This is a genomic window from uncultured Fibrobacter sp., assembly GCF_946062555.1.
GTDB lineage: Bacteria > Fibrobacterota > Fibrobacteria > Fibrobacterales > Fibrobacteraceae > Fibrobacter.
On the sequence record NZ_CAMGVQ010000017.1, the window covers coordinates 1 to 14,980 of the forward strand.

A 14,980-nucleotide genomic window follows, 5' to 3' on the forward strand; every position below is an offset into this window, starting at 1 on the left:
CATCCGCATACGACATACAAAACCCTGCACTTTCAGTGCAGGGTAGTTTATTTCTATCTTTCCTCCCATGAAGCCTTTAAGCAATCGTACGGAACATTTCACGGAATCGGTCATTCGTCACATGACGCGCATCGCGAACGCTTGCGGTGCAATCAACTTGTCGCAGGGTTTCCCGGATTTTGACCCGCCCAAGGCCTTGCAAGACCGCTTGGCCGAAGTCGCCCATACGGGCCCGCACCAGTACGCGCTTACGATTGGCGCCCAGAATTTCCGCGAAGCGCTTTCCAAAAAGCAGGAACATTTCAGCGGACTCCGTTACGACCCGCAAACCGAAATGGTCATCACTTGCGGCAGTACCGAAGCCATGATGATTACGATGATGTCGGTCTGCAATCCGGGCGACAAGGTGGTCATCTTTTCGCCGTTCTACGAGAACTATACTGCCGATACGATTCTGAGTGGGGCGACTCCGATTTACGTGCCGCTCAACCCGCACGATTTCACCTTCGATGCAAATGTCCTTGAAGAAGCCATGAAGCAGCCGGGCGTGAAGGCACTCGTACTTTGCAATCCGTCGAACCCGAGCGGAAAAGTCTTTACCCGCGAAGAGTTGCAAATTATCGCGGACCTCGCCATTAAATATGATTTGTATGTAATCACCGACGAAGTCTACGAACACATCGTGTTTGCACCGCACCGTCATACTTATATTGCGACGCTCCCGGGCATGCGCGAACGCTCCATTGAATGTTCCAGCCTTTCCAAGAGCTATTCCATTACGGGCTGGCGCCTGGGCTACGTGCTCGCTGCTGAGCCCATCATGAACTGCATCAAGAAAATCCACGACTTCACGGTGGTGGGCGCCGCCTCGCCGCTGCAAGAAACCGCGCTTACCGCTCTCAACTTTGGCGACGATTACTACCAGGAATTGCAGGCGCATTACACGCACATGAAGGAAATCTTTACCGGCGGCCTGCGCAATCTGGGTTTCAAGTTCACTGAACCGCAGGGTACGTACTTCGTGATGATGGATATCAGCGAATTCGGCTACAAGTCCGATGACCAGTTCTGTATCGACCTCGCGCAAAAAGTGGGCGTTGCTGCGGTACCCGGCTCCAGCTTCTTCCGCGCACCGGTGAATCACCTGATCCGCTTCCACTTCGCCAAGAAAGACGAAACCCTCTACGACGCGCTTAACCGTCTGGAAAGTCTGAGAAAGAAACTGAAATTGTAGGAAGTAGACAGTGGTTAAGGATGTGTAATGTAAAATGTGTGATGTGGAATTGTTCATTTTTCATTAGTCATTTCACATTCCACATTGTGCCTGTGTCGTCCTGAGCTATACGAAACTTGGTAACTTGTTGCCTTAGTTGAGTTATCCTCTATGTGGAGAAGAGCCGCAAGGCTCGGAATCGAATGATCTCTACTTAAATGTCATCCTGGAGGGCTCGTAGAGACCGACGGGATCCAGGTCATATTTGCCTTTATGAAACAGGCTGTTTCATAGAACGCTTGTTGTTCTGTTTAATTTTATGAAAAGTAGCGATTTTTACTAAAAAATTACTTATTTTGTTTCATGGAATTTTCTATCTTTTGTTTGAAACAAGGAAACCATGGCCTTGGAATGGCGGGAGATGCCCGCTAAGGTTGGTGATAAGGTCCCTGAGCTCGGTTGGTGAGCCTGCCGAACCATGCCGAAGGGCTGGACCACGGGGCATGACGAATTGCGAGAATATGAACCCGATTGCAGAGTATAACGATTACCGCCGCTATATGCGCGATTACTACGAGGAACGCAAGCGTTCCTCGTATTTCTCGTGGCGGGAGTTCGCGAAACGGGCGGGCTTTTCTTCGTCGGGTTACTTGAAACTGGTTTGCGACGGCAAGACGCGTCTCCGTCAAGATGGCGCTCTTAAGGTGGCACGTGCCATGGAACTTTCCGGATACCGTCAGGAATATTTTTGCCTGTTGGTGGCATTCTGCGATGCGCCGGACGAACGCTCCCGTATACAGGCTTTCTCCCGGATGCGTGCTCTGATGGAAGAGAATGGGGTGCGTGTCCTGGGAGCCGAGGCGTTCGACTATTACCGCTCCTGGGTGAATCCTGTCGTGCGTGAACTTGCTCCGATGATGCCTGGGGCAAAACCCTCGGATATTGCGAAGATGTGCGTTCCCGAGGTGACGGCGGGTGAGGTCCGCAACTCGCTGGAACTGATGGTGCGTGCGAATTTGCTGGAACGGTGTGCCGATGGTTCTTACGTGCAAATGAACAAGGGGCTCACGGGGGATCCCGCCTTGTTGTCGGCATCCATGAAGGCGATGCAAAAGCAGGTGATGCAGCTGGCAGCCGATGCGCTGGATCATGTTCCCGCCGATGAACGAGATATTTCGGGCTTTACCTTGGGCATCAGCGAAAATGCCTATCGCCGCCTAGTGGAAGAAATCGCCGCATTCCGCAAACGAGTCAAGGAAATCGTTTCCGAAGACGAAGGGTGCAGCCGAGTGTACCGATTAAACCTGCAACTGTTTCCCCTAAGTGAAAAATTGAGGAATGAAAATGAAGATAAGTGAGATGAGAAATGTTTTTGCCTTTTGTCTTGGAAGCCTCGCCCTGCTTGCAGGCTGCGGTGGCTTTACCGAAGACGTGAACGGGAATATTGTTGAAGGCACTCCCGTCGACGTGAACCAGATGGAGTCGGTGTATGCGCTGGCCCGTGTCGCTCAGTCGGGAAAAGTGGAACGCAGTTCCGCCGGAGACTCGATAACGATTGTGCTTGAAATAAATGGCGGGTGCGTCAAGGATGGCGAATCGCTTGCTTACGACCCGAACTTCTTCTTTGCGGATTCGCAGACGTTCGCCTATAGTTTCCGTGGTGATACGCTGTTGCTCTCAACAATCTATGAACCGGGCCCGTATGAAGTAAACCAAGAGAGATACGAGGAATCGTTTATCTTCGTGGGCGGTACGCCGGGTGTACTCGATGGAATCTGGAAAAATACGCAGTGCCGTTACCGAGAAGAAAAAATATACTGTATGAATGACGGTTACGATCAGTATTTCAAGTTTGATGGTGGCAAGGTGGAAATCCGTGTAGCGGACCGTGAAAATTATGACTACATGCAGACGGTCTTTGTAGATCAGTTGTTCGATTTCCTCGGGAGCGGAGGCTCTATTCAGCTAGAAACGCCCTATTATTATTCGGATACGAAATACGAACAGGAAGAATATGGGATTGGTATTCTAGAAAAGACGAATACCGCGATGAAATTTACCTATGGCGACTTGACATTTGACTTGAGCCTAGATTACGCCTATTATAAGGATAGCCTATCTGTAACACTCAAATCGGGAGATGTGACCTGTGTCGGAAAACATCGGGAAATCGTGAATGTCCCGCCTGAAATGTGCAACGCTGATTATGTAGATAATTTCTATGAGATCGAAGATACGGGATTGCTGAAATATGAAAAGAAGAATGATTCTGAATTCGAAGCCTGCATTGACGGAATTCTTGGACGCTAACATTATGCTAAATAAGGCAACCTTCGATGTACCCTTGTACTTGCTTGAGGTTAAGTGGCGTTTCGGCGGTCTCAAAAGTCGCGATGAAATTTCTGCCCAGAACATAGCCATTTTCGTTGTACCGTAAAATTTTCTGAATGGCAACATCTGCGTAATCGTGATTGCTCATCATGCCGAAATGTTCCCAGATGACTTCTTTGTGGGAACGCTTGTCGAGGCAGGTGAAGTCAGGGTAAAGTGTTCCCCATCCCCCGATGCTTGTGGGGAATTCATAGCGGAAGGGAATGCCAGCGCGGTTGAGCGCGTCCGCGATGATGACTTCGGATTTTGAGCGGACGCGCACGCCCGTGCTTGTGTAGAACTCGGGGGCATTGATTTCGAAAGGCTTACCTGTATAGGGGAAATGCAACCAACTTGCAACGAAATCGTCGTCGGTTTCGCGCACGGGCGTCACCAAGGCGCGGCGTCCGGGATGCAACTTTGCGAATAATTCGTCGACTACATTCGGGCGGTATGCTGCGAGAAATGCATCGATGATAGCTAGTTGCTTCTTGATAGTTTTCGATGCCGCCTTATTGTAGTCGCGCTGGGCGATTGTTCGCGCTTTGCGGATATCTTTACGTGGAATAAATGTCCCGTTATGGTCCCCCTTTTCATTTATGATGTAATATTGAAAGCTGCTTTTTCTGGTAAGGACTCGGAGGCTTTCCTTCGGGTGTTTCGCTGTATACTTTATTGTCCCGAGAAGTGATTTTAGATAGTCTCGCTCCGCTGCAATATCTGCCATGTCATTTTTTTTTGTGCTGTAATTTTTTACGGTGTCCATATGATTCTCCTTGGTAGGGAAAAATACAAACAAAAATGGATCATTTTGCAATCAACTGTTTGCAAAAAAATGCCGATCACGGTTACGGCATGCCGAACTGCTCTTTAAGTAGGGTTGTTTTATGATGTCGGCATATGATTTTGATTTTTTTTGTTAATTATATGCCTCTGCTGAAAAACTCATCATTATCGCGGGCTTTTTTGAGACTGAAAAACGGGGGTGATGCATATAAAAATGCTATACAGCGACTTTTTATATGCCTTGATAGAGCGCCTCGCTGTTGTTATGGGAGAAAATGACAGGGAAAAGGCATATAAAAGTTTCGTTTTGCCGAAATTATATGCCGCCTATGCTGTTTTTTTACCAAAATCCGATTATTTTGTTCTGAATTCCGCGTAGGAGGCATATAAATAATCATTTAAATGAAAAATATATGCAAACCAGTAAATGGCGGGGCTTATCATGCGGTATTGAGGCACCCTATAGTCATCTTTGGTTGTTAATCGGCGGCATCGGCGTCCTTCGCCGAACATTTCATTGCGCCGCAGCGTTGCCTTTAGCTGCATCATGCGCTTCGACATCACGCTTCTCCGCGTCCCGCTTGGAATACACGCAGCCGCAGTAATTCTGCCGGTATAGATTGTATTCCGCCGAAAGTTGGATAGAACGCTTATAGCCGCCCTTCTTCTTGAAGTCGCTTGGCAGGCGCTTGATTCCGTAAATATCGCACTGTTCCTGCACCACCTCGTTCAGCACCTGTGCATTTTTCATGGGGCTGATGGTAAGCGTGGTGGTGAAGTAGTCGCAGTTCAGTTCCTTCGCGAGCCTGGCCGATTCGGCGAGGCGCAACTCAAAACACTTGCGGCAGCGTGCGCCTCCTTCGGGTTCGTTTTCAAGCCCGCGCGCGACATCGTAGAATTTTTTCGGGTCGTATTCACCCTCGATCAGCGTGACCGGATGCTTCGTCTTGAATTCGGCGACGAACCGCTTGATTTCTTCGACGCGGTGGCGGTATTCCTCGTCGGGGGCGATGTTTGGATTGTAGTAGAAGAGCGTAATCTTGAAGTATTGCGACAGGTATTCGATGGTGTAGCTGCTGCAGGGTGCGCAACAGGCGTGCAACAAAAGCGCCGGCACTTCGCCGGTGCGTTCCAGTCTGCGGATAATGTAATCCAAGTCGCGCTGGTAATTATGCTTGGGGGTATTGGATTGCTGCGGTTCCATGGCCTACTCCCAGTTGAGTGTCCCGAAGGCGGTAATCCAGTAGCAAATCGTCGTGATCACGGCGAAGGTCCCCATGACCGAGCGTTCCTTGTGGGCGGTGCTAAAGAGGACCGTCGCCGTATAGAACGTCAAGTACAGCGCAAAGAAGAATGCGAGAATGCGCGTCACCATAAACGGGATAATTTCGGGCAAAACGAGCCCTGCCGAAAGTAGTACGAATAGCGCCACGAACTGCATCGTGGTCGGTACGATGAAAGCCTTGCGGACCTCGGGCGGAATCACCTTGTAGCGCGCATTCATGGCGTAGGCACCAAGAGGAACTCCCAGAGCGAGCGCGATATTCAGCGCGATGGAAGGCAAAAAGGCGATAGCCCCGATGATAGTTGCGAAAATCATTAGCGAAAAAATAGAATTTAGTCCGCCGAAAAAAAGGACGGCCCCGGGTAAAGGAGGTAACCTAGGGCCGTCAGGGAGTGTTTGGGTGCCTATAAAATAGATTTTCAGGTCTGGAAAAACTATGTCCATGGAGAAAATCGTGTTTACCGAAGTAAACAGGTTTGTATACATCGGCTAGGGCCTTATTCGTCGGCGAATGTCTGTGTGATTTTGCTCACACGTGGGCCCCGCAAATTTTGTGTCGAGTGCACCACTATTTTCCCTTTTTCTTTTTTTAATTTTTAGTTACTACTTATGCAGAACCTTTATAACATTGTTGCGGAGTTATGTGCGTCTATCGTGAATTCTTGCTCCGAAGAATTTTTTGTGAGGTACAGTTGTGTTTCTCCTGCAGAAAAGAGGCGTATCTACAAGGAAGTGCAGGCGAGTGTCGGCACCTTGTTCCTGGCGAAGCCGGAGGGGAATCTTGAGACTCCTGATGATGAGTCAATCCGTGAACTTGTTCCAGCTGATTTGACCGATTCTTTTTATGCAAATTTGCAGGCGCTCATTGGACGTTTTACGGAAAATGGGGACTACTATGCGATGCTTGGACTTTTACAAATTTTGGATCAGTCCATGGCTCTGTTATTGAACGAGGCTATCGGCGAATTCGAACAGGAAAGTTTTTCGATAGTCCTGAATACGAACCGCGAATCGGTGGGCGTTGGAATTTTGCCGCGCTGCTCGTGTATTTGGGAACGCAAGCATCGCCTGGTGCACCGTTACAACAATCTTGAAAGTTTCCTGTACAATATCCTGCTCATCGAGAATTCGGTGCTGGGAGAGCTGATTGACGAACATTATTTTTTGAAGAAGGATTTGTTCCCGCGCTTCAGGGAGCGCAATGGCCTGAAAATCGCGGCGACTCCTTTAAGGCGTGAGCGGAATTTCAAGGTCAATACGATTTTCGCCGTTCGTTTGACCTTTGCGCCCATGAAGACTGCAACGTGGTGTGGATTAATACCTGCGCGGCGCTTATCAAGGGGAAAGAGGCTAATTTCCAGGATATCGACTATGTGCGCAAGCGCATTTCGCGCAACGAGGACGAAGCGCAGATGCTCTACAAGATGGCCATTTGCGAGGGAGCGTTCAAGGGAGAATGCGCGCATGACTGCATATATTACGAGACCATTCAAGGGGTGTGATCATGGAATTCGAATCGATTGAAAAGATTCATCAGGGAAAGTTCATTACCCGTTACGATATCCATTACAAGACGGTCAGCGGCAAGCCCAAGACTTACGAGATGATCAGCCGCAACCCGGATATTACGGGCCTCAAGGATATGCTCGAAAAAAAGCCGCACGCCGTCGTGATGATCATGCATGACTGTACCGGCCAAAAGCTTTTGCTTTGCAAGGAATACCGCATGGCCGTGGGCGAAAGCATCTACAATTTCCCGGCAGGATTGATTGATCCCGGCGAAAGTTACGAAGAGGCGGCCGCCCGCGAACTCCGCGAAGAGACGGGGCTTTCGTTGATGCGTATTGACGAAGTGTGGAAACCCAGCTATTCGGCGGTCGGATTTTCTAACGAGAGAAATGTGGTTGTCGTAGGCGTAGCCGGTGGCGATATCCGTCCGAGTGATTCGGAACTCGAGGAAATTCAGGCGGAGTGGTTCGACAAGAAACAGATTCGCGAAATTCTCAAGGACGAACGCCTTTCGGCGAGAACGCAGACTTATTGCGCCTTGTGGAGCCGCACTTAAAAAATAAATCTGGCGAAGAATGCCGCATGTAGCGGGTGGAGCGGGGTTTCGGCGGTACGCCGGAACGTGACTGCGAGCGACAGCTGCAAAAAATCATTCCCGATGTCAGTGCTACTGCGTAGCCGGATTTCTCGCGAAGGAGTCCCCTTCGGGATTGTGAAGGTGACGCTTGCGTTGTTGAATGCGTCTTGCGCGTAAGCGACTCCGGCTTCGTAAAGAGGCGTACCAAAGCCTTCATCTCGCGTGTGCCTTGTACGAATTTTTCCTGAAAAGGCCAGCTGTTCGCGGTTGACATTCCATGAAGACTTAATCCTTAAATCAAAGTCATTTTGCCGGCAACGCTCTTCTGCCGAAAGACAAGTTGCGCTTGCCGTTCCCCTCAAAGCGCCAGGCCCCGTTTCTGCCGATGCCTTCAAGCGCGTCCTGCTGGAATCGCCCTCGAGTGGAATGATCGTGCGGGCGTTTACACCGAACTTGCTTTTCCACGAATCCGCTGCGGTCACTGCAAATGTCTGGCTTCCCCAGAAGCGGCTATCTGCAATCGTTGAACTCAGATGCGCCTCCTTCGGTAACGAATTTCCATGCAGATAGGCGTCCGCTTTCCAAGCGACGGTTGCGACATCCGTTTTTTTCCGGTAGTGTAGCTGAATCTTGAACAGGGGAATGTCCCGCTCAGGAATCCACCAGGCGGCAAAGTTTCCCCAGTTTCCCTTGGCCATCGCCGAGACGGAATGCCTTTCGGTACGGAGTGTTTCCGAGGTGTCGATTGTGCCCGTGTGCTGATGCCGCCAGTACGCAAGTTCCAATTCCGTTCCGCTGCCGTGAACGAACCCGAGGCTTGCTCGCGTTGTCTTGGCGGTGTCTAGGAATGCCCCTAGCCTGAATTTCCAGATAGGATAAAATGCTGCCGTGCCCCATAAGGTGTCGAGCGGAATGTTGCTGTGAAGTTCCTTGGTCGAAATCTGCCCCAAGTGTGCCTCGCTACCTGCATTTTTATAAGTCAGAAGCGACTGTGTGCCGAGCCGCAACGAATAACGGTAAAAATGGAGCCGTAGTTCCGTGCGCTCGCTCTCCAGGTGCCCAAGTGAATCTGTCCGGCCTCGCCATTCGATATATCCGTGTGGAATCATGCTCGGCCGGGCATCCTTATTTTGAGCGCGAGTGACTTTCTCTTTTGAGGTGTGCGTGTCCTCGGTGCGAGCGGTTTCCTTCCCTAAATTTTTTTTGGCCGAAGCCTTGCGGTGTTGTTTCTCAAGCTGTTTTTCGGTTGCGCAACTTTCCAGGGCGTACACTTCGGCGAGCATGCACGCTTCTGGCGTATTGCCCTCTTCAAGGAGGTCGAGCATTTCGCGGGCCTCGTCGCCATCGATAATTCCGCTGTCCCACCATTCGAAAACCTGGGCTTCGTCAAGTGACAAGTCGGTAGCGTTTGCCGTAACGGGGGCTTCGACAGGGTGTTCTCCGACAGGCACGTTGTCGTTGATGGCCGCAGCGATTTTTGCCCAGACAAGCGCGATAAATAAAATTTTAGCGCAGTATAGATTTCTCATTTCAGGAGTTCCTCTATACTATACACGCACGATTCCTGAAAATTATCCCTTTATGCTCCTTTTTATTTCTACCTTTGCGGTTATGGCAAGTAACTGGTCCAAGAAACCGTTTTCAAGGGAATCCGCGCTGTCTCGTGACGGGTCTCAGCGGCAATCTTCTCGAAACGCTGGTTCCCGGCAACCTTCCCGCAATGCGTCCGCAGCAGGTCGCGACTTCGTGCCGCACCTCAAGGCGCCCCGTACCGACTTCCCGCTGTTTAACGGTAAGCGCGTTACGCCCTCGCTTGCGGGCCTCGACAAGTTGCTGCATTACTACGGTGTGGAACTGCAGCCCGAAACGCTCCAGCAGATTTGGGAATTTCATCAGTTGCTGCGCGCCAATAACGACGACCAGGACTTGACGCGCCTGAATGCTTTTGAGACGATGGTGGAGCGCCATTACGCCGACTGCACGCTGATTAATGCATACGTGCCCAAGTGGCCTGCCCGCATGATCGACGTCGGCAGTGGTGCCGGTTTCCCGGGGATTCCTCTCAAGATCGTGAATCCCTCCATCCGCTTGACACTCTGCGAACCGCGTCCGAACCGCATCAACTTCCTCAACATGGTCATCGAGAAGATGGGCCTCAAGGGAATCGACGTGTTCGGTCACAAGGTGACGAGCCGCAGCATGACCATCCCCGTAGACGGGGTCATCAGCCGCGCCTTCGAACTCATGGAAAAGACTCTCCCGCGAATTGCCAATTCACTTAAGGTGGGCGGTCGCGTGTTCTTTATGAAGGGCCCCGCCGTGGCCGACGAACTCAAGACCTTCCATCCGGAAGATTTCGGCTACAAGTTCGTAGGGAAGCATTTCTACACGATTCCGAACAGCACGCAGGAACGCGCCCTCATAATTCTTGAACGCATAGAATAAAATTATTGTGTAATGTGAGATGTGTAATTAATTAGTCATTCCACATTCCACACTACACATTTCACATTGCGGCGTAGCCGCTAAGCTGCTAGAACTTGAATAGCATGCCAAAGCGCATCTGACCGTCGCGAACGCCGTCGTTGTCGCCGACATCCTTGATGGTGGCGAAGTCGAACTGCAATACGTCGGAAAGCATAAAGCCGAAACCGAGGTCCACTTCGTTGCGCTTTCCGGTCTGGTCGTACAGGTAGCCGGCGCGGAGGGCAATCGTGTTCGCGTATACGAATTCTGTACCCACGTTGAAAACACCCTGCATCAGGGAATTCTTGGCGGCCTCTAATCCGTCGCCGCCGCGTTCCGGGTTGGCGATGGATTTCCAGCAAGAAATGTAGAACGGCTCGGGGTTGCCCTTGTCGTCATCGTACACGACTTCGCGGTTGTAATCGGCGACGATAGTCCACTTGTAGTCGGCGAGGCTCAGCAGCTCGTAAGAGAGGCCTAGACGCCATGTCAAGGGAATCGGGTCTTCGATGGTCTTGTCCACGTAGTAGACGCTCGGACCGATGTTCGCGAGGACGAGGGCAAAGTTTAATTTGTCTATAAGAAGGTTCTTCTTCAAAATACCGATGTCGAAGGCGTAACCGAAGGTGGTTGCTTCCTCTTGCCCGGCGGCGGCGCCGGAGCTCAGGTCGGAGTAGAAGAACTTGATAGAAAGACCGAGGCCCCAGTCGTTCGGGAAGCGCGTACCGTAGCTGAAGCCGCCCACGATTTCGGAGCTGTTGTAGGCCACGAGGTCGTCGGCGTCCACGTCACCCGAGGCGACCGTAGAACCGAAGCTCACGAAGTTCACGAAGAAACCGAGCGTCCCCCAGTCGTTCAGCGGAATGGTCATGCCTGCGTAAAGGTGGTACAGGTCGGGAATGTTCAGGATCGGGAGGAGCTTTTCGTAGAAGGCCGTAATCTGGTAGTCGGCGTCCTTGAACTGTTCCATGCCGTTCGCGGTGCTGAACCACACGTCGTTACCCTGCGGGAGTACTGCCCAGACTTTGTTGGTCGAAAGGCCGTTGCCGCTGTGGTAATGAACCCATTCGTCTTCGCTCTTGGTGGAGCCTTCTTCTTCGGCGGCGCCGCGCTCAAGTTCCGCCTTGCGGCCGCTTGCGGTGGCGTAGTCGGGCAGGTGGCGCCAGACACCCTTGTCGGTTGCAATCCAGATACCGCCGCGCTGGTCTACGGAAATGTCGTTCACCCTGTTGTCGGCGAACTGCACCTGTTCCCATTTGCGCAGTGTAAAGTGCGAGAGGCCTCCGTTGTGGGCCGCCCATACATGTCCCGAGCTGTCGACGGCGAGTGCGGTCGCGGAGAGGTCCATGATGCCGTCTTCCTGGTTGAACAGGCTCCAGCGGTCCTTGTCGTTTACGCTCTTCTTGGGAATGAGCCTTGCGATGCCCGCGCCTTCGACTGCCACGTAAAGTTCCTTGCGGTTTTCGGACCAGACCAGTGCGCGGATCTTTTGGCTGGGGAGCACTTTGCCTTTCTGTTCGAATTGACCGTTACGGTAGACGAACAGGCCGTCTTCGGTACCGATCCAGATCGAGGCTCCCTGGCTTTCGAGTGCGGTAATGCGGTGCTTGCCGAGTTCGCTGTCGTAGTTTTTCCAGGCCTTGCCGTCAAAGCGGTACAGCGACTTGGGAGTACCAACCCAGAGTTTCTCGGTACGGCTTTCGTAAAGAACCGCCGTGATGGTATCCTTCACGATCAGGTTCCAGGGCATCTTGACTTCGACCACGTGCTTTTCGTCGTCAGCCGTCTTGATTTCATTGAATTTCTTAACTTGGCGAACATATTCGTCGAGTCCGTGTTCAGTGCCTACGTAGACCTTGACTGCGTCGCGGACCTTGGCGTTGCCCTGCAGCGTAATGGAGTGGTAGTCTACCCACTGTTCGCCGTCAAACTTCTGGATACCGTTGGCGGTACCTGCCCAGAGTTCGCTCTTGCTGAAGAAACCGTCCTTGGAACGTGCCGCCATGCTCGTGAAGAAGGGGGCGTTCTTGGATTCGACAGGGTAGCTCATGCGCCATTCGTCGGCCAGGGGGCCGAAGGCGAGACCGGCAGGGTTGTAGTACATGGCAGTCGGGTCGTCGGCGAGTGCGGCACCTGCTTCGCCCATGCCCAGCTGGCGTGCGCCGACGGGCATTTCGAGCGTGATAATGGCAGAGCCTGCCGCAAAGGACAGCGCGGGCGCTAAAACGAGTGCAGTAAGTAACGATTTACGCAAGGTGCCTCCAGTCGGGGACGTCGTAGTGGTTTCCGTGCGAAGGGACGACTGCTTTCCAGCCGGACTTGCTCGGGTTTTCCCAGGGTTGCTTGGGGAGAAGTCTGCAGTCGCAGCCGAGTACATAGGGCGGCAGGATTTCCGCATGGTTGCGAATCTGCTCGCGGGTAATAAAGTTTTCGTCGCTCACGAACTTCACGTATTCCTTGCCCTTGGGGCCGAGTTCGATGCGGTAGGTGGCGGTGCCGTTCTTGTCGCCTTCGTCGATGGTGCGGATGGTGGCTTCCATCGAGGCGTTCCATTGGGCGATGAGTTCCTCTTTCTTTTCGGGAGGCAGGTTCTGCGTGTCGAGCCAGGACCTGAGCGAAGCTTCGGAGGGCTTTACGGCGGAAAGGGATTCGCGGGCGGGGCGTACCACGACGGCGTACTGGCCCGAAACATCGATAACTCGCTTTGGTTCGTCCTTTTCGTCGGAGCTATGGATAACCACATACGCGCCGATAGCGGCGAGTATTACGGATAATACAATAATCACGATGACGATAATGACTGATAGCATATTTTATTCCATTATTCGTTACCCTTCAAAACTAGCAATTTTCTAAATTGTGGGGCAGGAGATTTTATGTCGAAATTGAAGATTTTTCTTGTGTTGCTGATGTGCAGTGTCTGTTTTGCCATTCCTTTCAAGATCGAGACGGTCAGGGAAGGCTCTGGGGACTCCATTCGGGCAGGACAACTTATTAGGGTGCATTACAAGAGCTATGTGTATCTGGACAGCGTGAGAATCTTGGCCGAAAAGGCCCGGCTGGCGGATTCCCTGCGGATTGCCGACTCCCTCCGCCTTGCGAACGACTTTAATTCCGACCAGGTCGCTGGCGTGACAAAAGTTGACACGACTACGCTGCTGGACAGGTCTGCGAAATCCAAGAAGAAAAAGTCGAAGGAAGATTCCAAGGCTCCTGTAGATACCATGGTCCAGGTCCCGGCGGCGGATTCTGCTGCCGCCCCGATGACCTTTGTGGATTCGATCGCTCCCGTTTCTTCGGACAGCCGTTTCAAACTTTTCTCGGAATCATACCCCGGTGGTGAACCTCTTGAATTTACGCTCGGCATGGGGCTTGTAATCCAGGGCTGGGAAAAGGGCCTTGTGGGCATGAAACCCGGCGAAATCCGCAAGCTCTATGTGCCCTACCAGATGGGCTACGGCGAAAACTCGCTCGAGGGCGTTCCCGAATATTCCGACCTGTTCTTTATCGTGGAACTGGTGAGTGCCGATCCGCCGATGGAACCTGACGTGTTCCCCAAGAATGTCGAGGGCCTCAAGTGGCGCGAAGCGGCCAAGGGTCTCAAGATATACGACGAGAAGGTCGGTGGCGGAAAGCCCGCTGTGGTGGGTTCCGTGCTCAAGACGCATTACACGGGTTGGCTCCTTTCCGGCCGCAAGTTCGGTTCTTCCAAGGACATGGGTAAGCCGCTCCAGGTCGTGATGGGTGCCGGCAAGATGATCAAGGGCTGGGAAGTCGGTCTCGAGGGCATGCGCGAAGGCGGAGTCCGCTGGTTCCGCGTATCGCCTGCCATGGGTTACGGCGCGACGGCCTACTCGATGATTCCCTCGAATTCCACCCTGGTTTTCCGCGTGGAACTGGTGAGTTCCGAAGTGGACGAGGCGGTAGTCGCAAATATGGATTTCTTCCCCGATACCACGGCGCTCACGTTTGAAAATGGCCCCGAAGGACTCCGCTATGCGGTTATCAAACAGGGTGAAGGTGAGCCCGCACAGAAGGGTAACGTGGCGAAGGTACATTACACCGGCTGGCTCACCAACGGCTACAAGTTCGACAGTTCCCGCGATCGTGGGCAGGTCTTTGGCTTTACGCTGGGAGCAGGTCGCGTGATCCGCGGCTGGGAACTCGGTGTGCAGGGGATGCTTCCCGGTGAAAAGAGAATCCTGGTGGTCCCGCCCGGACTCGGCTACGGTGCCCGCGGTGCAGGCCCGATTCCTGGTGGCTCGACGCTGATTTTCGCTGTTGAATATCTAGGAGAATAGGGTTGAGAATTTCGACTAAAGGACGCTACGCGCTCCGCGTAATGATCGACCTTGCGAAGAACGGTAGGGACGATTACGTGAAATTGCAGGAACTCGCCGAACGCCAGCAGATTTCCGAGAAGTACCTCGAAGGAATCCTGGGCGCTTTGGTGCGAGGAAAGTTGCTTGCGGGAGCCCGCGGAAAGGCGGGCGGCTACAGGTTCAATTGTGAACCTTCGGCTTGCAGTGTCTGGCAGATCCTTTCGCTGGTGGAAACCTCGATGTCTCCTGTGGCGTGCCTTGACGATTCCGAGAACTCCTGCGAACGCGCCGACATCTGCGTGACTCTTCCCGTCTGGAAGGAACTGAATTCCATGATCCGCAGCTATTTGGAAGGGATCAAGCTCGAACAGTTCTTGCGGAATGTGCCCGAAAATAAAGGCAGGGAGCTTCACGGCAAGACCCTGAAATGTGGACTTTAACTATCTTGTAAA

At 52.4% G+C, this 14,980-nt stretch carries 14 protein-coding genes; 8 read left to right on the forward strand and 6 right to left on the reverse strand.

The features are described 5' to 3' along the window. Positions 1 to 67: 67 nt before the first annotated feature. The 3 genes from Q0P86_RS06775 (at position 68) to Q0P86_RS06785 (ending at position 3,523) form a co-directional block, all read left to right on the forward strand. On the forward strand, positions 68 to 1,234 hold the full coding sequence (locus tag Q0P86_RS06775) for an aminotransferase class I/II-fold pyridoxal phosphate-dependent enzyme (protein WP_295038306.1): 1,167 nt from the start codon (positions 68 to 70) through the stop codon (positions 1,232 to 1,234). 500 nt (positions 1,235 to 1,734) lie between these two features. Further along, on the forward strand, positions 1,735 to 2,571 hold the full coding sequence (locus Q0P86_RS06780) for a TIGR02147 family protein (protein ID WP_295038308.1): 837 nt from the start codon (positions 1,735 to 1,737) through the stop codon (positions 2,569 to 2,571). Further along, positions 2,558 to 3,523, forward strand: coding sequence for a hypothetical protein (locus Q0P86_RS06785; protein WP_295038310.1), 966 nt, complete (start codon positions 2,558 to 2,560; stop codon positions 3,521 to 3,523). The genes Q0P86_RS06780 and Q0P86_RS06785 overlap by 14 nt, the downstream gene beginning before the upstream one ends. Positions 3,524 to 3,530: 7 nt before the next feature. Here the strand turns inward: Q0P86_RS06785 and Q0P86_RS06790 are convergent, their stop codons facing one another. From Q0P86_RS06790 to Q0P86_RS06800, 3 genes are all read right to left on the reverse strand, one after another. Then, the gene (locus tag Q0P86_RS06790) at positions 3,531 to 4,349 is read right to left on the reverse strand and encodes a hypothetical protein (RefSeq protein WP_294112339.1); all 819 of its coding nucleotides are present in this window, start codon (positions 4,347 to 4,349) and stop codon (positions 3,531 to 3,533) included. Positions 4,350 to 4,883: 534 nt separating this feature from the next. Then, positions 4,884 to 5,573 carry an epoxyqueuosine reductase QueH gene (locus tag Q0P86_RS06795; protein WP_294112340.1) on the reverse strand — a complete coding sequence of 230 codons (690 nt, stop codon included), beginning with the start codon at positions 5,571 to 5,573 and terminating at the stop codon, positions 4,884 to 4,886. Positions 5,574 to 5,576: 3 nt separating this feature from the next. Further along, complete coding sequence (locus Q0P86_RS06800; RefSeq protein ID WP_291023485.1) at positions 5,577 to 5,969, reverse strand: hypothetical protein; 393 nt, start codon at positions 5,967 to 5,969, stop codon at positions 5,577 to 5,579. Positions 5,970 to 6,263: 294 nt separating this feature from the next. Here Q0P86_RS06800 and Q0P86_RS06805 point away from each other — a divergent pair, with 294 nt between their 5' ends. Then, the gene (locus Q0P86_RS06805) at positions 6,264 to 7,178 is read left to right on the forward strand and encodes a hypothetical protein (protein WP_295038314.1); all 915 of its coding nucleotides are present in this window, start codon (positions 6,264 to 6,266) and stop codon (positions 7,176 to 7,178) included. Further along, positions 7,159 to 7,719, forward strand: coding sequence for an NUDIX hydrolase (locus Q0P86_RS06810; RefSeq protein WP_290994066.1), 561 nt, complete (start codon positions 7,159 to 7,161; stop codon positions 7,717 to 7,719). The genes Q0P86_RS06805 and Q0P86_RS06810 overlap by 20 nt, the downstream gene beginning before the upstream one ends. Here the strand turns inward: Q0P86_RS06810 and Q0P86_RS06815 are convergent. Beyond that, complete coding sequence (locus Q0P86_RS06815) at positions 7,716 to 9,269, reverse strand: hypothetical protein (protein WP_295038316.1); 1,554 nt, start codon at positions 9,267 to 9,269, stop codon at positions 7,716 to 7,718. The genes Q0P86_RS06810 and Q0P86_RS06815 overlap by 4 nt on opposite strands. An 82-nt stretch (positions 9,270 to 9,351) precedes the next feature. Between Q0P86_RS06815 and rsmG the strand changes: the two genes are divergently transcribed. After that, positions 9,352 to 10,185, forward strand: coding sequence for a 16S rRNA (guanine(527)-N(7))-methyltransferase RsmG (gene rsmG, locus Q0P86_RS06820; RefSeq protein WP_294112344.1), 834 nt, complete (start codon positions 9,352 to 9,354; stop codon positions 10,183 to 10,185). A gap of 88 nt (positions 10,186 to 10,273) precedes the next feature. Here rsmG and Q0P86_RS06825 read toward each other — a convergent pair whose 3' ends face one another. Both Q0P86_RS06825 and Q0P86_RS06830 read right to left on the reverse strand, forming a co-directional pair. Beyond that, entirely contained in the window at positions 10,274 to 12,460 is a 2,187-nt protein-coding gene (locus Q0P86_RS06825; RefSeq protein ID WP_295038319.1) for a PorV/PorQ family protein, read from the reverse strand. After that, entirely contained in the window at positions 12,453 to 13,016 is a 564-nt protein-coding gene (locus tag Q0P86_RS06830) for a hypothetical protein (protein WP_072979672.1), read from the reverse strand. The genes Q0P86_RS06825 and Q0P86_RS06830 overlap by 8 nt, the downstream gene beginning before the upstream one ends. A 66-nt stretch (positions 13,017 to 13,082) precedes the next feature. Here Q0P86_RS06830 and Q0P86_RS06835 point away from each other — a divergent pair, with 66 nt between their 5' ends. Together Q0P86_RS06835 and Q0P86_RS06840 are read left to right on the forward strand one after the other, a co-directional pair. After that, a complete protein-coding gene (locus Q0P86_RS06835) occupies positions 13,083 to 14,507 on the forward strand; it encodes an FKBP-type peptidyl-prolyl cis-trans isomerase (RefSeq protein ID WP_295038321.1) in 1,425 nt (474 codons plus the stop codon). Positions 14,508 to 14,509: 2 nt separating this feature from the next. After that, entirely contained in the window at positions 14,510 to 14,968 is a 459-nt protein-coding gene (locus tag Q0P86_RS06840; RefSeq protein WP_290994077.1) for an Rrf2 family transcriptional regulator, read from the forward strand. The last annotated feature ends 12 nt before the right edge of the window (positions 14,969 to 14,980 follow it).